The organism is Leisingera sp. (genome assembly GCF_982940295.1).
In genome coordinates, this window is sequence record NZ_CEYXRG010000001.1 from 102008 (window position 1) to 121956 (window position 19949).

16 protein-coding genes are annotated in these 19949 nt (G+C 61.3%); 8 read left to right on the top strand and 8 right to left on the bottom strand.

Annotation, left to right across the window (positions count from 1 at the left end):
- Positions 1-4: 4 nt before the first annotated feature.
- Positions 5-1111: an S-methyl-5-thioribose-1-phosphate isomerase gene (gene mtnA, locus AC4HIX_RS00505; protein ID WP_490397441.1), complete on the bottom strand. Its 1107-nt coding sequence runs from the start codon at positions 1109-1111 to the stop codon at positions 5-7.
- Between the two features lie 134 nt (positions 1112-1245).
- Positions 1246-2091, bottom strand: coding sequence for a KPN_02809 family neutral zinc metallopeptidase (gene ypfJ, locus AC4HIX_RS00510; protein ID WP_490397442.1), 846 nt, complete (start codon positions 2089-2091; stop codon positions 1246-1248).
- Between the two features lie 361 nt (positions 2092-2452).
- Between ypfJ and AC4HIX_RS00515 the strand changes: the two genes are divergently transcribed.
- Entirely contained in the window at positions 2453-3601 is a 1149-nt protein-coding gene (locus AC4HIX_RS00515; protein ID WP_490397443.1) for an efflux RND transporter periplasmic adaptor subunit, read from the top strand.
- Positions 3602-3604: 3 nt separating this feature from the next.
- On the top strand, positions 3605-6730 hold the full coding sequence (locus AC4HIX_RS00520) for an efflux RND transporter permease subunit (protein ID WP_490397444.1): 3126 nt from the start codon (positions 3605-3607) through the stop codon (positions 6728-6730).
- Between the two features lie 68 nt (positions 6731-6798).
- Here AC4HIX_RS00520 and AC4HIX_RS00525 read toward each other — a convergent pair whose 3' ends face one another.
- A complete protein-coding gene (locus AC4HIX_RS00525) occupies positions 6799-7011 on the bottom strand; it encodes a hypothetical protein (protein WP_490397445.1) in 213 nt (70 codons plus the stop codon).
- A 505-nt stretch (positions 7012-7516) separates the two neighbouring features.
- Here AC4HIX_RS00525 and AC4HIX_RS00530 point away from each other — a divergent pair.
- The 3 genes from AC4HIX_RS00530 to AC4HIX_RS00540 all read left to right on the top strand — a co-directional run bounded on the left by AC4HIX_RS00530 (position 7517) and on the right by AC4HIX_RS00540 (position 11629).
- A complete protein-coding gene (locus tag AC4HIX_RS00530) occupies positions 7517-8482 on the top strand; it encodes a TAXI family TRAP transporter solute-binding subunit (protein WP_490397446.1) in 966 nt (321 codons plus the stop codon).
- 109 nt (positions 8483-8591) lie between these two features.
- Positions 8592-11201, top strand: coding sequence for a TRAP transporter permease (locus AC4HIX_RS00535; protein ID WP_490397447.1), 2610 nt, complete (start codon positions 8592-8594; stop codon positions 11199-11201).
- Positions 11198-11629, top strand: a complete 432-nt coding sequence (locus AC4HIX_RS00540; protein ID WP_490397448.1) for a universal stress protein — start codon at positions 11198-11200, stop codon at positions 11627-11629. The genes AC4HIX_RS00535 and AC4HIX_RS00540 overlap by 4 nt, the downstream gene beginning before the upstream one ends.
- 27 nt (positions 11630-11656) lie before the next feature.
- Here AC4HIX_RS00540 and AC4HIX_RS00545 read toward each other — a convergent pair whose 3' ends face one another.
- From AC4HIX_RS00545 to AC4HIX_RS00555, 3 genes are read right to left on the bottom strand one after another with little or no spacing between them, the layout of a single operon-like run.
- Positions 11657-12706 carry a lipocalin-like domain-containing protein gene (locus tag AC4HIX_RS00545; RefSeq protein ID WP_490397449.1) on the bottom strand — a complete coding sequence of 350 codons (1050 nt, stop codon included), beginning with the start codon at positions 12704-12706 and terminating at the stop codon, positions 11657-11659.
- Positions 12696-15113, bottom strand: coding sequence for an FtsX-like permease family protein (locus tag AC4HIX_RS00550; protein WP_490397450.1), 2418 nt, complete (start codon positions 15111-15113; stop codon positions 12696-12698). Before AC4HIX_RS00550 ends, AC4HIX_RS00545 begins: the two co-directional genes overlap by 11 nt.
- Entirely contained in the window at positions 15110-15766 is a 657-nt protein-coding gene (locus AC4HIX_RS00555) for an ABC transporter ATP-binding protein (protein ID WP_490397451.1), read from the bottom strand. The genes AC4HIX_RS00550 and AC4HIX_RS00555 overlap by 4 nt, the downstream gene beginning before the upstream one ends.
- Before the next feature lie 193 nt (positions 15767-15959).
- Between AC4HIX_RS00555 and AC4HIX_RS00560 the strand changes: the two genes are divergently transcribed.
- Complete coding sequence (locus tag AC4HIX_RS00560) at positions 15960-16409, top strand: ion channel (protein WP_475052038.1); 450 nt, start codon at positions 15960-15962, stop codon at positions 16407-16409.
- On the opposite strand, the gene cls is transcribed toward AC4HIX_RS00560, so the two are convergent.
- Positions 16406-17821: a cardiolipin synthase gene (gene cls, locus AC4HIX_RS00565; RefSeq protein WP_490397665.1), complete on the bottom strand. Its 1416-nt coding sequence runs from the start codon at positions 17819-17821 to the stop codon at positions 16406-16408. The genes AC4HIX_RS00560 and cls overlap by 4 nt on opposite strands.
- Before the next feature lie 145 nt (positions 17822-17966).
- Between cls and AC4HIX_RS00570 the strand changes: the two genes are divergently transcribed.
- Together AC4HIX_RS00570 and AC4HIX_RS00575 are read left to right on the top strand one after the other, a co-directional pair.
- Positions 17967-18833, top strand: coding sequence for a YihY/virulence factor BrkB family protein (locus tag AC4HIX_RS00570; RefSeq protein ID WP_475052034.1), 867 nt, complete (start codon positions 17967-17969; stop codon positions 18831-18833).
- A gap of 129 nt (positions 18834-18962) precedes the next feature.
- Positions 18963-19151 carry a hypothetical protein gene (locus AC4HIX_RS00575; RefSeq protein ID WP_490397452.1) on the top strand — a complete coding sequence of 63 codons (189 nt, stop codon included), beginning with the start codon at positions 18963-18965 and terminating at the stop codon, positions 19149-19151.
- Between the two features lie 6 nt (positions 19152-19157).
- Here AC4HIX_RS00575 and AC4HIX_RS00580 read toward each other — a convergent pair whose 3' ends face one another.
- Positions 19158-19874 carry an RlmE family RNA methyltransferase gene (locus AC4HIX_RS00580; protein WP_490397453.1) on the bottom strand — a complete coding sequence of 239 codons (717 nt, stop codon included), beginning with the start codon at positions 19872-19874 and terminating at the stop codon, positions 19158-19160.
- Positions 19875-19949: the final 75 nt, after the last annotated feature.

The window sequence follows — 19949 nt, forward strand, 5'->3', positions numbered from 1 at the left end:
CCTGTCAGGCGGACTTGGCGGCTGCCATTTCCGGGAACAGCCCGGCCAGGCCTTCCTCGGAGGCTTCGCAGATGCCGCGTTCAGTGATCAGTCCGGTGACCAGCCGATTGGGGGTTACGTCAAAGGCCGGGTTGCCGCCGGGCGTTCCGTCGGGTGTAACCTGAACCACACCGATATCACCGCTTTCCGTCTTGCCTTGGACATGGGTGATCTCTTGTTCGCTGCGCTCCTCGATCGGAATTTCGGCGACACCATCCGAGACAGTCCAGTCGATCGTCGGCGAGGGCAGGGCAACATAGAAGGGCACGCCGTTGTCCTTGGCCGCCAGCGCCTTAAGGTAAGTGCCGATCTTGTTGCAGACGTCGCCGCGGCGTGTGGTGCGGTCGGTGCCGGTGATCACCAGATCGACTTGGCCGTGCTGCATCAGGTGGCCGCCGGCGTTGTCGGTGATGTAGCTGTGGCTGATGCCGTGGCTGCCTAGTTCCCAGGAGGTCAGTGCCCCCTGATTTCGCGGGCGGGTTTCATCCACCCAGACGTGGATCGGGATGCCGGCGTCATGGGCCTGGTACATCGGGCTGGTGGCGGTGCCCCAGTCCACGGTGGCAATCCAGCCGGCGTTGCAATGGGTCAGCAGCCGCACAGGCTCGCCTGCCGGTTTCCCTTCGGCAATTTTTTCAATCAAATCAAGACCATGCGCGCCAATACTGCGATTGATCTCGACATCTTCGTCAGCGATTTCATGGGCCAGCGCCAGGGCCGCTGCTGCCCGTTCGCCTTCCGCCAGCGGCCGCAGGTAATTGCGGCAGCGGTCCAGCGCCCAGCGCAGGTTGATGGCAGTGGGGCGCGTTGCGTTGAGGAAGCTCCAAGCCTGATCCATCGCGGAGTCGGACGGGTCCAGGCGCATCGCCAGCGCCATGCCGTAGGCGGCAGTGGCGCCGATCAGCGGCGCGCCGCGTACACGCATCTCGACAATTGCGTCTGCAAACTCCTGCAGGGTGCTGACCTGCTGGATGCGGAAGTCATGCGGCAGCCAGCGCTGGTCAATGATTTGCAGCGCGTCCTTGTCATGATCCCACCACAGGGACCGGTAATGCGTACCGTCAACTTTCATCTGGCTGTCTCCCTAATCCGGCGGCCTCAAGCGCGGCGCCGGAATCGATCCGGTTTCCGGCTCCGGCCTAGCGCCGCCCGTGAGGTTAGACAACCACCAACACCAGGAGAATTCAATGAACCGGAACCTTCGGATCAAAGCGAATTGGCTGAGAAGGTATCGCAGGCGCTGATATCCCCGGTCTCATATCCCCGCGCAAACCAAGCCTGCCGCTGGGCGCTGGTGCCGTGCGAGAAAGTATGCGGCTGCGGCACCCGGCCCGCGTTGCGCTGCAGCGTGTCATCGCCGATCTGTTTAGCCGCATTCATCGCTTCGCCGATGTCACCGGGCTCCAGCGTGCCCAGCTGATCCCGGGCATAGCGGGCCCAGATTCCGGAGAAGCAATCTGCCTGCAGTTCGGTGCGCACGGAGATTGCGTTAGATTCGACCTCGCTGACCTGGGCGCGGATACGCTGGGTCTGACTCAGAATGCCAAGCTCATTTTGGACATGATGCGCAACCTCATGCGCGACGACATAGGCAGCCGCAAAATCGCCGCTCGCGCCGAGTCGCTGGCTCAGGGTGGTGAAAAAAGCGGTGTCGAGATAGACCTTCTCGTCCAGCGGGCAGTAGAAAGGGCCGGTCGCACCAGAGGCCCCGCCGCAGGGCGATTGCGTCACCCCCTTATAGAGAACCAGCACGGCTGGATCGTAAGCACGGCCAAGCTGCTGTTCAAAGATCGCGGCCCAGACGTCTTCAGTGTCGGCCAGCGCCACGCTGACAAACTCTGCGGCGGCCTGATCCGCTTCGGTGACCGGCGCGGATTGGCGGCTTTGCGGTGCGGTGCCTTGCAAGAGCGGTGTGAGGTCGACGCCCAGAAATGCCCCTACGACCACGATCAGGATGGCACCGGCGCCTCCGATCCCGGCGGTTCTTCCCGACAGCCTCCGGCCACGGCGGTCCTCGATATTGCTGCTTCCCCGGCGGCCTCTCCAACGCATTCTTTCCTCCTGGCATCCTGGCTTGCCTGCGCTCGTGGAACCAAATAGCGGTTGGTCCTCCGCTATCAAGCGGACCCGCCCCGGCGGGTTTCTGGTCAGGCATCCGATTAGATAACACTTCGCCGCCGCATGCGGTTCCCAACTCCCGCAGATGGTGCGGCGCTCCACGCAGATGAAACCGCTTGGGCAGCCCTCGCGGCTGGACCACGCGATGAGAGAAAGCGCGTGAGGTGCAAGACGGCTCTTGCAGATAAGGTTAGCAAATTATTGAATGGAGTAAATTTCGTTACCGCAACGACGGCCATCACAGCCGCCGGCGCATCAAATCCTAGTTCACAATCAAAATTCGAAGGGGCACAGCATGGCACGATTTAGGACTGCAGGCCTGTCCGGGGGCACCGGTCTTGCGATGATTGCAGCGGCAAGCCTGATGCTGGCGGGGCCTGCAACCGCCCAGCAGGGCGCGGCGCCGAAAGTTTCGGTTGCGCAGGCTGCTATCAAGCCGATCAAGGACACTGCGACCTTCATCGGCCGCGGCGAAGCGATTGACAAGGCCGACATCATGGCGCGCGTCAGCGGTTATCTGGAGGAGGTGCTGGTCGAAGACGGCGCAGAAGTGGAGCAGGGGGATCTGCTGTTCCGTATCGAGCGCAGCGCCTATGAGGCGGTGCTGGAAAGCCGCCGGGCCGAGCTGGCGCAGGCCGAGGCTAACCTTGAACTGGCCGCTCTGGATCTGGCCCGGAAACAGGAACTGTTCGAGCGCGGATCGGTCTCTGAAGCGGACCGCGATACCGCCCGCGCAAATGAGCTGGTGGCGGAGGCTGGGGTGCGTGCCGCCCAGGCTGCCATTCAGCAAGCGGAGCTGGACCTGAGCTACACTGAGGTCAACGCGCCGTTTTCAGGCCGCCTCGGCCGGGTCGAGGTCAGCATTGGCGATGTGGTGAGCCCTAGCGGCTCGCCCTTGGTCAATATCGTGCGTGAGGCACCGGTCTATGTTTCCTTCTCGCTGAATGAAAAACAGTTTGTCGAGATCCTTCAGGAGCTTGAGGCCAGCGGCCGCGACCGTGCAAATACCGAAACCGCTCCGGAAGTGTTCGTTGTGCTCCCCAATGGAGAGGAGCTGGAGGAAAAGGGCCGGATCGCCTTTGCCGGCAATCGCGTTGACCCTGACACCGGGGCTGTCACCGTACGGGCAAAGTTCGAAAACGATCACCGCTTGATCCTGGACGGCGCTTTTCTCACCGTTGGCCTGCAGTCGCAGGAGGCAATCGACCGGATCATTATCAGTCAGGCGGCGATCCAGCGCGATCAGCAGGGCCCGTTTGTATTGGTCGTAGATGATCAGAACCAGGTTCAGCAGCGTTACATCGTGACCGGTGACGTGCAGGGGACCGGCATCGTGGTTCTGGACGGGCTGACCCAAGGTGAAACCGTGGTGGTCCAAGGCCTGCAAAAAATCCGCCCCGGCGTTGAGGTGGATCCGGTGCAAGCCGCGCAGGCTGGAGAGTAAGCGATGTTTTCCTCACTCTTTATCTCGCGGCCCAAGTTCGCGATCGTGATCTCTCTGGTGCTGACCGTCATGGGGGTCATCGGCTATTTCGCGCTGCCCGTGGCACAGTTCCCCGAAATCACGCCTCCGGTGGTGAACGTGACCGCCAGCTATCCTGGCGCCAATGCGGAGACGGTTGAAAAAAGCGTCGCCGCGCCAATCGAGGCGCAGGTCAACGGGGTGGACGGGATGCTCTATATGTCCTCCACCTCTGCCGACAACGGCAGCTATTCATTGTCTGTTACCTTTGAAGTGGGCACTGATCCGGACATCGCCTCGGTCAATGTTCAGAACCGTGTGGCGCAAGCGGTCGCCGCACTGCCGGCCGAGGTTACCGCCAATGGCGTGGTGACACAAAAAAGCTCGTCCAACATGCTGCTGGTGGCCGCGCTCACCTCGCCGAACGGGTCATATGACAGCGTGTTCCTGTCGAACTACGCCGCAATTAACATCAAGGATGCGCTGGCGCGGGTGGCTGGCGTCGGCAAGGCGGACATCCTGACCAACTTCGAATACGCCATGCGTGTCTGGCTGGACCCGAACAAGATGGCAGGCCTGAGCATTTCACCCGGCGACGTGATCAACGCGGTGCGCGAGCAGAATATCGAGGTCTCGGCGGGGCAGGTGGGCGCACCGCCGGTGCCCGGCGACCAGGTGTTCCAGTACACCATCAAGTCCAAGGGCCGGCTGACCGAAGTCAGCGAATTCGAGGAAATCGTTATACGAACCGGCAATGGCGGCAGCACCGTGCGGCTAAGCGATATCGCGCGGGTGGAACTGGGGGCTTCCAACTACAGCGCGTCGGGCTTTTACGATGGCGTGCCGGCCACCATCTTGGCCGTCTACCAGGCTCCTGGCGCCAATGCGCTTGCAGTGTCGGAAGCGGTACTGGAGGAAATGGAGAGGCTGTCGCAGGACTTTCCTGAGGACGTGTCCTACTCAGTCCCGTTCAACACCACGGATTTTGTCGAGCAATCGCTGAATGACGTCATCTCCACCCTGATGATGACTTTTGTACTGGTGATTTCGGTGGTGTTCGTCTTCCTGGGCTCTTTCCGGGCGACCATCATTCCAGCCGTGGCCATTCCGGTGTCGCTGATCGGCACATTCGCCTTCCTTCTGGCGCTCGGCATGTCGCTCAACACTATCTCGCTGTTCGCGCTTGTGCTGGCGATCGGTATCGTGGTCGATGACGCCATCGTGGTGGTCGAGAACGTCGAGCGGATCATCGCCGAGGAGGGGCTGCCCCCGGCTGAGGCGACCCGCAAGGCAATGGGGCAGATCACCGGTCCGGTTATCGCGACCACACTGGTGCTGCTGGCTGTGTTTGTGCCGGTCACCTTCATGCCCGGGATTACAGGCAAGCTGTATTCCCAGTTTGCCGTGACCATTTCGGTTGCGGTGGTGATCTCCTCAATCAACGCGCTAACGCTGTCGCCAGCGCTTTGCGCCATCGTTCTTAAGCCCCGCTCTGGCCCGCCCAAGGGGCTGCTGGCAATGTTTGAGAACATGATCGGCGGTGTGCGCAGCGGCTACCTGAGCATCGTTACGCGCCTGCTGCGGCTGCCGGTGATCGGTTTGGCCATCATCGCGGCTGTAGCTCTCGGGGCAGGCGGCATTTTCAACTCGACCTCCAAGGGGTTCCTGCCGTCGGAAGACAACGGCTATCTTTTTGTCGATGTTCAGCTCCCTGATGCGGCCGCCTTGGGGCGCACGGAGGCGGTGACAAGCCGGATTGACGAGCAGATCCGTCAGATCCCCGGCGTTCAGGGCACCGTGCTGGTCAACGGTTTCAGCCTGCTGAATGGTGCCAGCGCAAATGGCGCGATGATCATTGCCAATCTGGCCCCTTGGGACGAGCGGCAGAGCGAGGCACTGCAACCCAACGCCATCCTCGGCCAGATCTACGGAATCGCTAACGCCGAGGCGGCAGCCAGCATTGTCGCGTTCAACCCGCCGCCAATCTCCGGCCTTGGCATGTCAGCGGGTGTTGAAATGGCGGTGCAGCAGACTGCAGGCGGCACACCGCAAGATCTGGCGCAGTCGATCGGCTCACTGGTCTATTCCGCCAACCAGCGGCCCGAGATCGCCCAGTCCTACACCACCTTCCGGGCCAACGTGCCGCAGGTGTTTGTCGATCTGGACCGGGAGAAGGCCAAGACGCTGAACGTGCCGATCGCCGAGGTCTTCCAGACCATGCAGGCGCATCTGGGCTCTTACTATGTCAACGACTTCAACCTGTTCGGCCGCGTCTACAAGGTGATGCTCCAGGCCGAGGGAACTTATCGTGACAAGATCGAGGACATCGGCGGCCTCTATGTTCGGGCCCAGTCCGGCGAGATGGTGCCGCTGTCGACCCTGATCGACGTGGAGAACGTGCTGGGGCCGGTGCTTCTCAAGCGGCACAATATCTTCCGTTCTGCCACTGTGACGGCAGTGCCCGCACCCGGGTTGTCTACCGGCGATGCCATCCGGGTGATGCAGGAAGAGGCCGCAACGGCACTGCCGCCGGGGTACGCCTTTGAGTGGACCGGCACAGCGCAGCAGCAGCTGGACTCGGCGGGGCTGGTCACGGTGATCCTGGCGATGGCGGTGCTGTTCGGCTACCTGTTCCTTGTGGCGCAGTACGAAAGCTGGACTATGCCGGTGGCAATCCTGCTGTCCGTTATCGTTGCCTTGTTCGGCGCTGTCGCGGCGGTGGCTATCGCAGGCAATGACATCAACCTCTACACCCAGATCGGGATGATCATGCTGATCGGCCTGGCGTCAAAGAACGCGATCCTCATCGTCGAATTTGCGATGGAGCAGCGCGCGGCTGGCCTGAGCATCCGCGAGGCCGCGCAAGAGGCCGCAAAGCAGCGGTTCCGCGCCGTGATGATGACGGCGCTGTCCTTCTTGCTGGGGGTCGTGCCGCTGATGCTCGCCTCTGGCGCTGGGGCCGCCAGCCAGCGTGCGATCGGTATTGCCGTCTTTGGCGGGATGCTAGCAGCGACGGTGGTCGGGGTGATTGTTGTGCCGGTGCTGTATGCGATGATGCAGGCCATGCGCGAACGCGTCAAAGGCACGCCTGAGGCAAGACCGGCAGAGTAAACGTACTGACCCCGCGGGCCATCAGGCTGGCGGGGTCAATTTCCCCCAGGGTGCTGGCTGAATTGAAGTCAGGCTTGACGCGCCCGCAGGCCGCGATTGTGGGCCGCCGCAAGGATCATGTCCCATTTGCGCGGTGTGCAGCGAAACTCCGGCTCCACATCACATGTCAGGGGCGCGCTGGCCTCCGGCGGGATCTTGCGGGCTTCGGCGGAAACGCAGCGTTCCAATGCCCAGAAATCCGTCAATGACGGGTTGTCTTGAATCACCTGGCTCAGCAGCATTGCCGCAAGCTCCCTGTCTTTGTGCCCGCAGTTTCGGTTCTTGAACCGCGGATCAATTTTTGTGTGACGCTTGTTAGCGCCATCCGCCTCATTTGTCACCAGGGCAATTCTCTGCCGCCCGCAAATCAGCATAAAAAGCTGTGTTGGGCACAGCCCCGCAGGCGGTAGCCCAAGCACATTTTCCGCAATGCAAGAATCGCCCGGCTGCAGATTCCCCTTGCAATTAATTTCTTTGCATGCCGGTACCGCGAAACCTTCGAAAGCGGACGGGGAAATTTACCTAACTGTCGTCATGACAGAGAAAAAATGCGGATTTCGGGGGTGCGTCAATAGATAGCACCCTTGACTTGGGCGGGTCCCGGTGAAACCTTTGTGGACGTGCAAAAAAATCCGCACTTGCCTAGCTTGGGGGCCAAATTCTCTGGCCGTGCGTGGAGCATAATACCGCTTTCGCTAATTTCCGGGCCGGGCTGCAAATCATAAGACAAGTGGGAGAGACTTGATCATGAAACACACCAAGCTGGCGATCGGTGCTTTGGTGACCGCGGCCTTTATGGCTCCGGCAGCATCTGCGCAGGAATTCATCACCATCGGCACTGGCGGCGTGACCGGCGTGTATTACCCGACCGGCGGTGCCATTTGCCGTCTGGTGAACAAGGGCCGCAAGGAGCATGGCTTCAAATGCGCCGTCGAATCCACCGGCGGCTCGGTCTACAACATCAACACCATCCGCGAGGGCGAGCTGCAATTCGGCGTGGCCCAGTCGGACTGGCAGTACCACGCCTACAACGGCTCCTCCAAGTTTGAGGAAGCGGGCCCGTTTGAAGGCCTGCGCGCCGTATTCTCGGTGCATCCGGAACCGTTCACCGTTGTGGCCCGCGCTGATGCCGGCATCTCCACCTTTGACGACCTCAAGGGCAAGCGCGTCAACATTGGCAACCCGGGCTCCGGCCAGCGCGGCACCATGGAAGTGCTGATGGATGCCAAGGGCTGGGGAATGGAAGATTTCGCCCTGGCGACCGAGCTGAAGGCGGCAGAGCAGTCGGCGGCGCTGTGCGACAACCAGATCGACGCGATGATCTACACAGTCGGCCACCCGTCCGGCTCCATCCAGGAAGCCACCACTGCCTGTGACTCGGTTCTGGTCACCGTCGATGGCGAAGCGGTTGAGAAACTGGTTGGCGACAACTCTTTCTACCGTACCGCCACCATCCCCGGCGGCATGTACCGCGGTACTGACGAGGACGTGAATACCTTTGGTGTGGGCGCGACCTTCGTGACCTCGGCAGACGTGTCTGAAGATGCGGTTTACGCGGTCGTCAGCTCGGTCTTCGAAAACTTCGAGGCGTTCCAGAAGCTGCACCCGGCATTCGCGAACCTGAAGCCGGAAGAGATGATCGCGGACGGCCTGTCGGCTCCGCTGCATCCCGGCGCAGCCAAGTACTACAAGGAAAAAGGCTGGATCGAGTAATCAGCCAGAGAATTGGGACGGGGCGCATCAGCGCCCCGTTTCTGCCCCCTGGTCGGGGGAGGAAATTTGAGGCCGAGCCGCACTGCGCCGGCCCTAGGGGAGATTATCCATGACGTCCGATGCTCAGGGAAATCGACCGCTCAGCGAAGAAGAGCTGCAGGAACTTGTCGCGTCCTCCGACGCAGGCGCCCGCAACCCGGTGGGAAGCGTGGGGCTATTCCTGGCGATTGTCGCAGTCATCTGGTCGGTTTTTCAAGTCATTCTGGCCTCGCCACTGGCCAATCAGCTGCTGCCTGGCAGCGTGATCAATAATTCGCGGCAAATCCATCTGGCGTTTGCCATCTTCCTGGCCTACGCCGCTTATCCTGCATTGAAATCCAGCCCCCGCGGTTATGTTCCGGTCCAGGACTGGATCTTTGCCATCGCGGGCACCGGCATCGCGCTGTATGGCTATATCTTTTATCAGAAAATCGTCGACTCCGGCGGACTTGCCGATGATATAGACAAATGGTTCGCGCTCGCGGGCCTGCTTTTGCTGTTTGAGGCCGCCCGCCGTGCGCTGGGTCCGGCGATGGCAATCATTGCGACTATTTTCCTGCTCTATGTCTTCTTCGGCTCCTCTGAATGGGTGCCCGAAGTCATCCGGTGGAAGGGCGCAAGTCTGAAAAAAGCGATGAGCCACATGTGGATCACGTCTGAGGGCGTGTTCGGCATTGCTCTGGGTGTCTCCACCAAGTTTGTCTTCCTCTTTGTGCTGTTTGGTGCGCTGCTGGATAAGGCGGGCGCCGGCAACTACTTTATCAAGATGGCGTTTGGCGCGCTCGGCCACCTGCGCGGCGGACCTGCAAAGGCGGCGGTTGTCGGCTCTGCGGCAACCGGTCTGATCTCCGGCTCCTCCATCGCCAACGTGGTTACCACCGGCACTTTCACCATCCCGCTGATGAAGCGTGTGGGCTTTACATCTGAGCAGGCCGGTTCGGTCGAAGTGGCCTCCTCCGTGAATGGGCAGATCATGCCGCCGGTGATGGGGGCTGCGGCCTTCCTGATGGTGGAATACGTCGGCATCTCCTATGTCGAGGTGATCACCCACGCCTTCCTGCCCGCCGCGATTTCCTACATCGCGCTGGTCTACATCGTGCATCTGGAGGCGGTGAAGCGGAACATGCCGACGCTGGGCAACCGCGTGGTGTCCATGGGCCGCACCATTGGCGGCATGGCGCTGTTCTTTGCCGGCTTTGCAGCCCTTTGCTATGGCGTGCAGTATCCAGTGAAGTGGATCGTCGCGGCAATGCCGGGTGCCTCCGGGCTAACGCTGTCAGCACTGGTAGTGGTAGCATATATCGCACTGCTGTGGCTGGCCGCTGGCGTTGAGGACCTGGTACCGGATGATCCCAACGCCGAAGAGGTCGAGCTGCCGGTGGTGGCAGAGATCTACAAGGCTGGCTTGCATTACCTGCTGCCGATCATCGTGCTGGTCTACTTCCTGATGATCGAGCAGAAGTCGCCCGGCCTGTCCGCCTTCTGGGCTACGGCACTGCTGTTTGTGATCCTGCTGACCCAGAAACCGCTAAAAGCGATTTTCCGGGGTCAAAGTGATATGGCCAATGCTTTCATGGAAGGTGTCGGAGATCTTTGGAACGGGCTGATCGACGGAGCGCGCAACATGATCGGGATCGCGCTGGCGACGGCGACCGCGGGCGTGATCGTCGGCACCGTGACCCTGACCGGCGTAGGGCAGGTGATGTCTGAGCTGGTTGAGTTCATCTCGGGCGGCAACCTGATCCTGATGCTTGTGATGGTTGGCCTTTTGTCCCTGGTTCTGGGCATGGGGCTGCCGACCACGGCAAATTACATCGTCGTCAGCTCGCTGATGGCCGGTGTCGTGGTCGAGCTGGGCGCTCAGTCCGGCCTGATCGTGCCGCTGATCGCCGTGCATCTGTTCGTGTTCTACTTCGGGATCATGGCCGATGTGACGCCGCCGGTGGGGCTTGCCAGCTTTGCGGCGGCGGCTGTTTCGGGCGGCGATGCAATCCGCACCGGGTTCACCGCATTCTTCTACAGCCTTCGGACTGTGGCGCTGCCGTTCGTGTTCATCTTCAACACCGATCTCCTGCTGATCGATGTGAACTGGATACAAGGGATCCTTGTCGCCATATCAGCCACCATCGCCATCTTGGTGTTCACCGCGGGCACCATGGGCTACTTCGTCAGCCGCAACCGGATCTATGAAAGCATCCTGCTGATCTTTGCAGCCTTTGCGCTGTTCCGGCCGGACTTCTTCATGGACCGCGTTATGCCGCCCTTTGCCCAAGTCCCGCCAGCGCAGCTGGTACAGGCACTGGATGAAGCGGAGCCGGGTGCTGAGCTGCGGATCACTGTGGAAGGCCCTGATTTCGATACGTCCGAAATCAAGAGCACTACGATGATCGTGACGGCGGACGGCACCGGCGGCCAGCAGGCGGTGGATGCCTACGGGCTGCTGCTGCTGGAAGAGGACGGCGCTGTGAAACTGGAGGAACCGATGTTCGGCACTCCGGCTGCTCCGAATCTGGAGAGCTTTGACTTCTACGCCGACGAACCAGTGCAGATTGTCGCCATCCAGGCCCCGGCCAGTCAGTTGCCCAAGGAGCTGATCTTCATCCCGGCGCTGCTGCTGGTGGCGCTGATTGCGTTTCTGCAGCGCGGACGTGCAGGTGAACAGGAAGGAGTACCGGCATGAGCAAACCCGTTCTTTGTGCCCTGGAACTGAGCGATCGCGACCTGGACGAGAAGGTCCTGACCGAGGCCGCCCGGCTGGCGGATCTTGATGGCGCCCAGCTTGATGTCGTCAACGTCCTGCCGAACTTTGGCGAAACCTGGGTGTCCGGCTTTTTCGAAGAGCACCACCACGAGAAGGCCGTAGAGGACGCCACAAAGCGGTTGCAGGAGCTGTGCAGCAAAGTGCTGGGCGAAGAGCGCAATGCCAAGGTGCGCCACCTGGTCGCCACCGGCACTGCCTATCAGGAGATCCTGAAAGTGGCGGAAACCGCCGGCAGCGGGCTGATCGTGATCGGCGCGCATAAGCCGGACTTGAAGGACTACCTGCTCGGGCCAAATGCGGCCCGGGTGATCCGGCACTCTGATTGTTCGGTCTTTGTGGTTCGCTGATCAGTTTAAGGGCGCCTTCGGGCGCCCTTATTCGTAGCCGGTCATCTCCAGGTAGCCCTTGCCTGTGTGGCTGCCGGTGACAGAAACCGGCCCCTCCCAATACGAAAACGAAGTGCCCATCCAGCTTTGCGGATTAAGGGCCTGGACTTCCACGGATACACCCTTCTCCGGCAGGCGCGCGCTCCAGCGCGTCGGGATGCTGCGCCCCTGCACGTCGCTGGATTCCAGCGCCTCGGCCTGGAAGGCGCCCGGTTCCAGCGGCTCAGCCGTTCCATCAGCAGAAATCCAGGTGCCGGAGGTAAAGTCGCCGCTTTCTCCCCGCAGGACAAACCCCATCAATTTGGCACCGCTCTCAAAGCTGAGCGAAAACCAGTCCCAGCCGCTTTGATCCTCGGCCAGCGGCTGGCTGGACCATTCCCTGTCGAGCCACCCATGGCCCGTGACCTCAACCGCACCGTCCGGAAGCGCCAATGCGCCGGTGACCTGGTAATGCGGCTGCGAGTAGTAATAGCTGGCCTGGCCGCTGGCGGATTTAACGGAATACCCATTCTCCCCATGCAGCACCAGAGGACCGTCCGCGGTGAGCTTAAGGTCATAGGAGAAGGTTTCACCCGAGGCCGTAAGCGTCAGGTTATCAAGAGATTTTCCGGTGGATGACATTTGCCAGCTGTCGATCCAGGCCGTGAAGGGCTGCGATGTAACCCCTGCCTGGCCGATACCGCCGCGGGCAATGCGTTCGGCAAACAGGTGCTGATCCGGCGCTGTTACCGCCGCATGGGCCATCCAAATCTGCGGGCTCTGCCAGCCGCTGCCTTCGCCGGGTGCGAGCGCCGAGCGGAACAGCGTCCACTGGATGCCGTAATCCCGGCCATCTGCGCCTTCAAGATTTGCGGTCAAGTACCACCACTCAATTCGAAAATCAGGGTGCGGGCCGTGATCCTCAGGAAAAGTCAGCCGGTGGCCACGCTGTGGAATAGCAAATCCTTCAGCCTCAGTGCCCAATCCGGCGTAACCTTGCGGCTGAACCGCTGAGCCCCAACCGGTAATGATAAGCGTGAGGACAATTTTAGCGTTCATTGGCAAACACCTTGAGCAATTCGGCCGGATCCAGGCGGCTGAGGCGTCGCGCGGGCAGGGCGGCGGCTACCACGGCAGCCAGCAGCGCCAGCAGGAACAGCCGCAGCCAGTCACCCGGGAAAACATGCATGGGCAGCTTCCAGCCAAAAGCTTCGACGTTGATCACCGAAAGCAATGCCCAGGCCAGGATCAGCCCCAGTGGCAGCGCCAGCACCGCGGTGATCGCGGCAAGCAGGAGGCTGCGCAGAACCTCGGTTGCGGCCAGCTGCCGGCGGCTGAGCCCCATCGCCCAGACCGGCGCAAGCTGCGGCAGGCGCTGGCTCCACAAGGTCAGCAGGCTGGTCAGCATGGCAAAGGCGGCAACCCCGAGTGTCAGCAGGTTGAGCGCTGCGGTTATGACGAATGTACGGTCGAACACTGCCAGCGACCGCGCCTTGAGATTCGCCTGATCAATTATGTTTTCCCTTGGTATTTCAAACTGTTTCCGGACTTTTCTGATGAGCTGTGGAACCTCCGCAGGCGGAAGACGCAGGCCAAATTGCCGGTTCGGAACACCGGGCGTGCGGGCAAGCAGCTGGTCCAGTGCGACAATGGCTTGGCCGTTAGGGTTGCCGTAGTCGGAATAGACCCCGGCGATGGTTAGCTCCCATCCGGTCTCCAGCTTGATCCTCCCGCCAGGTGCCAGGTCATGACGGCGGGCAAGCTGCTCATTCACCAGTACTGCCTCTCCGGCAGCCAGCCGGTCCCAAACTTGCGGCAGCGCCTCCAGCAGCGGCCAGTTCTCCCGGTAGGTCGCATCGTCCACCACGCCATAGATCCGCAGCGGCGCCCCCTTGAAACGAAGATCGTTGCGGCGAATGGGCAGGACAGTGATGCCTTGCTCCTCAAGCCAGCGGGCAAGCTCCGCGCCTTGAGCGTCTGTTGCAGCGGTCACGTAGACTTCAGCAGACAGGCGTTGGTCCAGCCAGCCCAAGAAAGTGAGCCTGAAGCTGGAAACCATTGTTCCGACGCCGATATTCGTAGCCAGCGCCAGCAGAAGCGCCATCAGGGCGAGCGACATGCCCGGCAGTTGCGCACGCGTGTCGGCCCAAAGCCATTCCGCATAGGGGCGCCGGGCCAGCCGCGCGCCCAGCCGGAGCCCGGCGGCAATCAGCAACGGCAGAACAAGCGCAGCGCCCAGCATCAAGCCACCGAGGAAGAAGAAACCGGCAACAAGTCCTTGGAAGGTCGCAAGAGTGGCGAACCCAGCCAAAATGCAGGCAGCGCCTCCGCCGGCAGACAGCAAATGCGACCGGGCGGCCTGCTGTCCGCGGGCGCGGGTTGCTGGTGCCGCCAGAAGCGGCATTCGCCACATATCAAAAAGCGCCTTGGCCCCCGCGAGGAATGTGCCGCCAAGCGCCATGGCGAGCCCGGACAGAACCCAGCCCGGCCGCAAGGACAGGCTGCCGTCGACTGGTGCGCCGTACAGCCCGGCCAGCGTGGCATTGACGTCCGGCAGCAGCGCCGCCGCAACGAGATAGCCGCCAGCAAGTCCCGCTGCGCCCGCGATCAAAGCAACAACCGCCAGTTCCGCGGCAAAAAGTCCGGCCAGCACCTGCATCGGTACACCCAGCCCTCGCAGCGTCCTGATCAACCCCCGGCGCTGCTCCAGGCTGAGCGTGATGGTGCCCTGAACTATGAACAGACCGACCGCAAAGGACAGCAAGCCGAAGGCAGTCAGGTTGAGGTGAAAACTGTCTGTCAGCCGTGCCGTATCAGACGCTGCGGTTTGGGCGGTAACGCGGGACAGGTTCCGGGCGAGCTCAGTCAGCGGAATCAAGCCCGGAACCTGGTTCGGCAGCACCAGCAGGTAACTCAAAGTATCCGGTTGCTTCAGCAGGCGGCTGGCAAGGCTCAGGTCGGCGACCAATAAACCGCGCGGCAGCGCGTCCGTCGGGGTGACCGGGTGTTTCTGTTGTGCGGCTGCGAGTTCCGCCGCGGTAACAGGGTGCGCAAAGAACCGGCCCGGCGGAAGCAATGCGTCCAATGGCAGCGCGCCGTCCTGTTCTGCAGCCGTTGCCAGGTTCGCGACCAGCGGATGACTAAGCAGATCAATACCCATGATATCAAAGCTTTGCCGCCCGAACCTGACAGTTCCCTCCAGCACCGGCGCGAGGCTCCAACCCGCGCGGCGCAGATCAGCATACTGGCGCAGCGCAATGCTGCCGCTGTCTGGCACCAGCCGGTCTGCCCCGGCGGTGCCCAGCTGCTCCGCTGCCCGTGCATAACTGGCCCGCGCTTTGCCATTGATCGCCTGAACCGCCGACCACAGACCTGTGGCCAGAGCCAGCCCGATTATCAGTGTCGCCAGCTGCAGCGGGTGGCGCCGCCAGTGGGACAGGATCGCTGCCAGCGCGGCGCGGATCATGCGGCCTTGCCGTGCTTAAGGTGCAGCTGTCGGTCCAGCATCTGTGCGATGGCCGCGGAATGAGTGACGAGAAACAGCGCGGCACCGCTTTCCTGGACCAGCTCCAGCATCAGCTCCATTACCGCGGCGCTAGCGGTCTCATCCAAGTTTCCGGTCGGCTCGTCCGCCAGCAGCAGCTTAGGACGCAAGGCAAGAGCACGCCCGATTGCGACACGTTGCTGCTGCCCGCCGGAGAGCTGCTCCGGATAGCGGTTCAGCAGCGTGGACAGGCCGAGGCGATCTGCCAGCTGCTGGCCCCAAATCGCGTCCCAGCGCCCGCCAAGCCGCGCGTGCAACGAGATGTTCTGCCGGACGGTGAGTGAAGGGATCAAGTTAAATTGTTGAAAAACCAGAGAAACATCTTGCCTTCGTAGTGCCGCGCGCTGGTAATCTCCGAGGCCGGAAAGACGCGTTGCGCCAATCTCGATCTCGCCGCTGTCGAAATGGTCCAGAGCCCCGGCCAGGTGCAGCAGGGTGCTTTTGCCGGAACCGCTGTCGCCTGTCAGGGCCAGGCTGGTTCCCGCCGGCAGATCCAGGGAGACACCGCGCAGTACCGCGGTTTCCGCGGTTTGGCCGGGATAAGCCTTGGTCACGTTGCGGAATTTCAGAACCATCCTGTGGCATCCTCCGGCGTTTGGCCGTCCATTGCTGCCAATGCACTCAATACCTCTGGCCCTTGGAAGTCCAGTGCGGCACAAAGGCAGGGCTGCGGCCCAGGCACTAGCGGTTGCTGATGCAAGTGTTTAGGAACAGAAGCCAGTCAGGCCGCCAGGAAAGGCTGAGCAACCAACGGATACGAGGGCCGGAATGACACTGTGGAACCAGTTGCTTTGGGGCTCGATCTATCTGAGCGTCTGCCTGATCCTGGAAATTTTGGTTCTGGTCTGGTGCGCGTCGGTGCTGAACAAGCTGTCGTCCCGGTTTTCCAAACCCTACCGGCGGTGGCAGATCGGCCTGATGCTCGTGGCGGCGATCTTCATCATTCTCGGCGGCCACACAGCGCAGGTTTGGATCTGGTCCTCAGCATTTGTCCTGGTTGGTGCAATCGAGGATTGGAACACCTCGGTTTATTTCTCGCTCGCGACCTATACCACGCTGGGCTATGGCGATGTGGTGCTAGGGCCGGCACTGCGGATCTTTGCTGCCTTTGCTGCCGTGACGGGGCTGTTCGGTTTCGGCATCAGTACCGCCTTTCTGGTCAGTGCCATGGGTCGGCTTTTTTCTCTGAACGGCCAGTCATATGACGGCAGAGATTAAAGCACCGGAGCCAGCAGCCGCGCCACCGGGGCCAGCAGCCGGATGCTAAGCTTTTGCTGGTCCAGCGACAGGCTGAGTTCGGTTGCGCGCCTGAAATCTTTGCTCAGCATGTCCGAGACTTCCTCGGCAGACTGGTGATCAAAGAACAGCGCCATGGTTTCAAAGTTCAGCCGGAAAGAGCGGTTGTCGAGGTTGGCCGTTCCGACGCCGGAGATCGTGTCATCTATGACAAAACACTTCTGATGCATGAAACCGCCATGATAACGCAATATGCGAACGCCAGCGTCGCGCAGCTCGTCAAAATAGGCGAAGGCTGCAAGCCACGGCAGCACGTGGTCAGCGGTTTCCGGCAGCAGGATCCGGACATCAAGCCCGCGCAAGGCCGCGTGTTTCAAGGCAGCAAAGACATCCTGATCCGGAACGAAATAGGGCGAGGCCAGCCACACCTTCTCCTTCGCCGCAGAAATGGCAGAGAAATACAGCATGGAGCCGTTGCCAGTGGTGTCGCCAGGCCCGGTGGAGGCAATCAGGGCCGGGCGGTCCTGTGGTGAAGCGGCAGCCTCCCAGTTCAGCAAGTCGAGAACCGGCTCTTGGGTGCGCCAGTGCCAATCCTCAGCAAACGAAAGCTGAAGCTGCTGAACCACGGGACCGGTGAGGCGCACATGCGTGTCACGCCACGGACCAAAGGCGGGGTCCAGCCCCATGTACTCGTCGCCGACGTTCAAACCGCCGGTGAAACCGATGCGCCCGTCCACGATGACGGTTTTCCGGTGATTGCGGAAATTGATCCGCAGCCGGTGCCAAGGCCCCCGCTGCACTGCCGGGTCAATCAGATTGACGCCGGCATCCTCGAGCGCGCTTGTGTATGCGCGCGGCAGCTTGCGGCTGCCGATGCTGTCAGTCATCAGCCAAATGGTCACTCCGCGCTCTGCCGCGGCGATCAGCTGTCTTTGCAGCGCGAGCCCAAGGTCGTCCGCGTGCAGGATGTAATATTGAACAAGGATGTATTCCTGGGCATTTTCAATCGCTTCAAAGATGGCGTTGAACGTTTCCTGGCCGTCGATCAGCAGTGTCATGCCGTTGCCGCGGCATACATTCATGCCAGCAATCGCTTCGAACGGGCTGGTGTTGACCGGCAGTTCCTGCGCGTCCTCTGAATGGGCGGTGGTGTAGTTCCGGGTGGCAATCACTGCCTGCTCCGCGCGGCGGCGGGCGTTCCAGTAGCTTTTGAACCTGTGATGGCCGAAGATCATGTAAGCGGGCAGGGCGATAACGGGCGCAGCCAGCAGGAACACTACCCAGCCGATCGCCCCCTGCGGGGTGCGGGCCGTCCGGGCCGCGCTCAAAGCGGCCAGTCCGGCCGCCGTCCAAGTTGCGGCAATCGCTCCCGTGCTGAAAATAAACCAGAACATTCTGCAGCCCTGCTTTGGCCCTTTGTTTCTACCTAGTATGCGCACTGTCTGCACACCATAGGCGGTTATGCTACACGCAACGGTAAAACCGCATAAAGGGCCATTGCTACTGGATATTTGCCAACGGCTGTGGAACCTTGCAACCATGCCCATCCTGCCCCCTCTGAGCCGCTGGCCCGCAGCGTTATTGACCGCCGCCCGCCGGTTCGACCGGAAGAACGGCTGGGTCATGAGCAGCCATATCGCGATGTCGATGATGCTGGCGCTGTTTCCATTTGTTCTGTTCACGGTTGCGCTGGCGGGCACTGTCGCTGAGATGCTGTCGCAAGAGGTGGAAATGGACCTGATGACCGAACAGGTTTTCAGCGTCTGGCCGGACGCCGTGGCCCGGCCGATCCTGACCGAACTGAAAGCTGTTCTGAGCACCTCAAACACCCAGCTGGTCACCCTGGGCGGGCTGTTCGCGCTCTATTTTGCGTCCAATGGAGTCGATGCGGTGAGGGTGGCCATGGTGCAGGCCTATCATGACACTGATACCAGGCCGTTCTGGCGCGCGCGCGCATTGTGCATCGGGCTGGTGATCATGGGCGGAGTGGGCATCCTCGCGGTGGCATTTTTCGAGGTATTCCTGCCGCTGTATGTTCGCCACATCACCAAATTGCTCCCCTTTGCCAGCGTGCCGCAAGGCTGGGAACAGGGACTGAGCGGTATTCTGGCCCTGGCGCTGCCGGTCGGCGCGGTGCTGGCCTTTCACATTCTGCTGCCGGGCCGGGTGCACCGGCTGCGGCGGATCCTGCCAGGCGCGGTACTGACATTGTTGCTGTGGCTGGCCTGCGGCAGCGGCTTTGCAATCTATGTCAGCTCGTTTGCTCAATACTCCGCCACCTACGCTGGCCTCGCCGGGGCGATGGCGGCAATGATCTTTCTCTATCTGAACTCCGTGATTTTGATTTTGGGAGCAGAGTTCAATGGAGCGCTGATCGATATGGCCAACGGGATGGGGCGGATCTGATCGTTGCGGTTTTTCTGCAACTGTTTCCGGCTTCGCAACAATAAGGCGCCTTTGCCACAATTGAGCCCAGATTGCGGCTTAGAACCCCTTTAACCTTGCAAGTATGAAGCGCGGCCAGAAGGGGGCACTATGACAAAACTGCAAAACAAACTGCGCCGCATGCGCTTGTTCGAACTGATGCGCCAGCGGGAAATGGCCAGCCATGTCACCCGCAAGCTGCGTGTTTCGCGGCTGACCGATGACGACGGCGAGGAGGTAATCCTGTTGCGCACCCTCGCAAGCCGGTCGCTTACAACTCCGCACAACCGGCCAGTCTGAGGCCGCTCAGCCGCGGAAACCTGTGGCGACCACAAATTTCTCGGAGCTGTCCGAACGGGAGGAGGGCGGCTTCATATTCATCACCTTGGTAAACTTCTGCTTCAGCAGCTTCTGAAGCTCCCCTTCGGCGCCGCCGGCCAGAACCTTGGCAACAAAGGTGCCGCCCTCTTCCAATACGTCAAAGGCGAAATAGGCCGCGGTTTCGCACAGCGAAATGATCCGTAAGTGGTCGGTCTGCTTGTGGCCGGAACTGGCTGCCGCCATGTCCGACATCACCACATCCGCCTTGCCGCCCAGCCATTCCTTGACCTTGTCGTCGGCGCCGTCGTCCATGAAGTCGAGCTGGTAGAACTCGGCCCCGGCCAGCGGCTCCACTTCCTGCAAGTCGATGCCGATGATACGCCCGACCGCCTTACCCGGCTTTTCCCCCAGCGCATTGATGCGCTTCACCGCAACCTGCGCCCAGCCTCCGGGCGCGCAGCCCAGGTCGACAACACGGGCACCATTGACAAGGAACCGGAATTTGTCGTCCAGCTCCATGATCTTATAGGCGGCTCGACCGCGATAGCCCTCAGCCTGGGCGCGTTTCACATAAGGGTCGTTCAACTGCCGCTGCAGCCAGCGGGTGGAACTGAGCTTGCGGCCGCGTGCCGACTTTACCTTGACCTTCAGGTCGCGCTGTCCGCGACCGGATGTGTTTTTACCTGTCGGTGTCTTAGCCATTTCCGCCACCATCTGCGCCGGAGCCCGGAATTTTACAAAAATTCCGGCCCGGAAAAATCCAATTTTTCCGGCCCC

Bases quoted from the DNA above. Each gene is read 5' to 3' on its own strand.
- AC4HIX_RS00515 (WP_490397443.1), top strand. From the start codon at position 2,453: ATGGCACGATTTAGGACTGCAGGCCTGTCCGGGGGCACCGGTCTTGCG.
- mtnA (WP_490397441.1), bottom strand. From the start codon at position 1,111: ATGAAAGTTGACGGTACGCATTACCGGTCCCTGTGGTGGGATCATGAC.
- AC4HIX_RS00535 (WP_490397447.1), top strand. From the start codon at position 8,592: ATGACGTCCGATGCTCAGGGAAATCGACCGCTCAGCGAAGAAGAGCTG.
- cls (WP_490397665.1), bottom strand. From the start codon at position 17,821: ATGTTCTGGTTTATTTTCAGCACGGGAGCGATTGCCGCAACTTGGACG.
- AC4HIX_RS00570 (WP_475052034.1), top strand. From the start codon at position 17,967: ATGCCCATCCTGCCCCCTCTGAGCCGCTGGCCCGCAGCGTTATTGACC.
- AC4HIX_RS00530 (WP_490397446.1), top strand. From the start codon at position 7,517: ATGAAACACACCAAGCTGGCGATCGGTGCTTTGGTGACCGCGGCCTTT.
- AC4HIX_RS00555 (WP_490397451.1), bottom strand. From the start codon at position 15,766: ATGGTTCTGAAATTCCGCAACGTGACCAAGGCTTATCCCGGCCAAACC.
- AC4HIX_RS00560 (WP_475052038.1), top strand. From the start codon at position 15,960: ATGACACTGTGGAACCAGTTGCTTTGGGGCTCGATCTATCTGAGCGTC.
- AC4HIX_RS00545 (WP_490397449.1), bottom strand. From the start codon at position 12,706: ATGAACGCTAAAATTGTCCTCACGCTTATCATTACCGGTTGGGGCTCA.
- AC4HIX_RS00550 (WP_490397450.1), bottom strand. From the start codon at position 15,113: ATGATCCGCGCCGCGCTGGCAGCGATCCTGTCCCACTGGCGGCGCCAC.
- AC4HIX_RS00525 (WP_490397445.1), bottom strand. From the start codon at position 7,011: ATGCTGCTGAGCCAGGTGATTCAAGACAACCCGTCATTGACGGATTTC.
- ypfJ (WP_490397442.1), bottom strand. From the start codon at position 2,091: ATGCGTTGGAGAGGCCGCCGGGGAAGCAGCAATATCGAGGACCGCCGT.
- AC4HIX_RS00520 (WP_490397444.1), top strand. From the start codon at position 3,605: ATGTTTTCCTCACTCTTTATCTCGCGGCCCAAGTTCGCGATCGTGATC.
- AC4HIX_RS00580 (WP_490397453.1), bottom strand. From the start codon at position 19,874: ATGGCTAAGACACCGACAGGTAAAAACACATCCGGTCGCGGACAGCGC.
- AC4HIX_RS00540 (WP_490397448.1), top strand. From the start codon at position 11,198: ATGAGCAAACCCGTTCTTTGTGCCCTGGAACTGAGCGATCGCGACCTG.
- AC4HIX_RS00575 (WP_490397452.1), top strand. From the start codon at position 18,963: ATGACAAAACTGCAAAACAAACTGCGCCGCATGCGCTTGTTCGAACTG.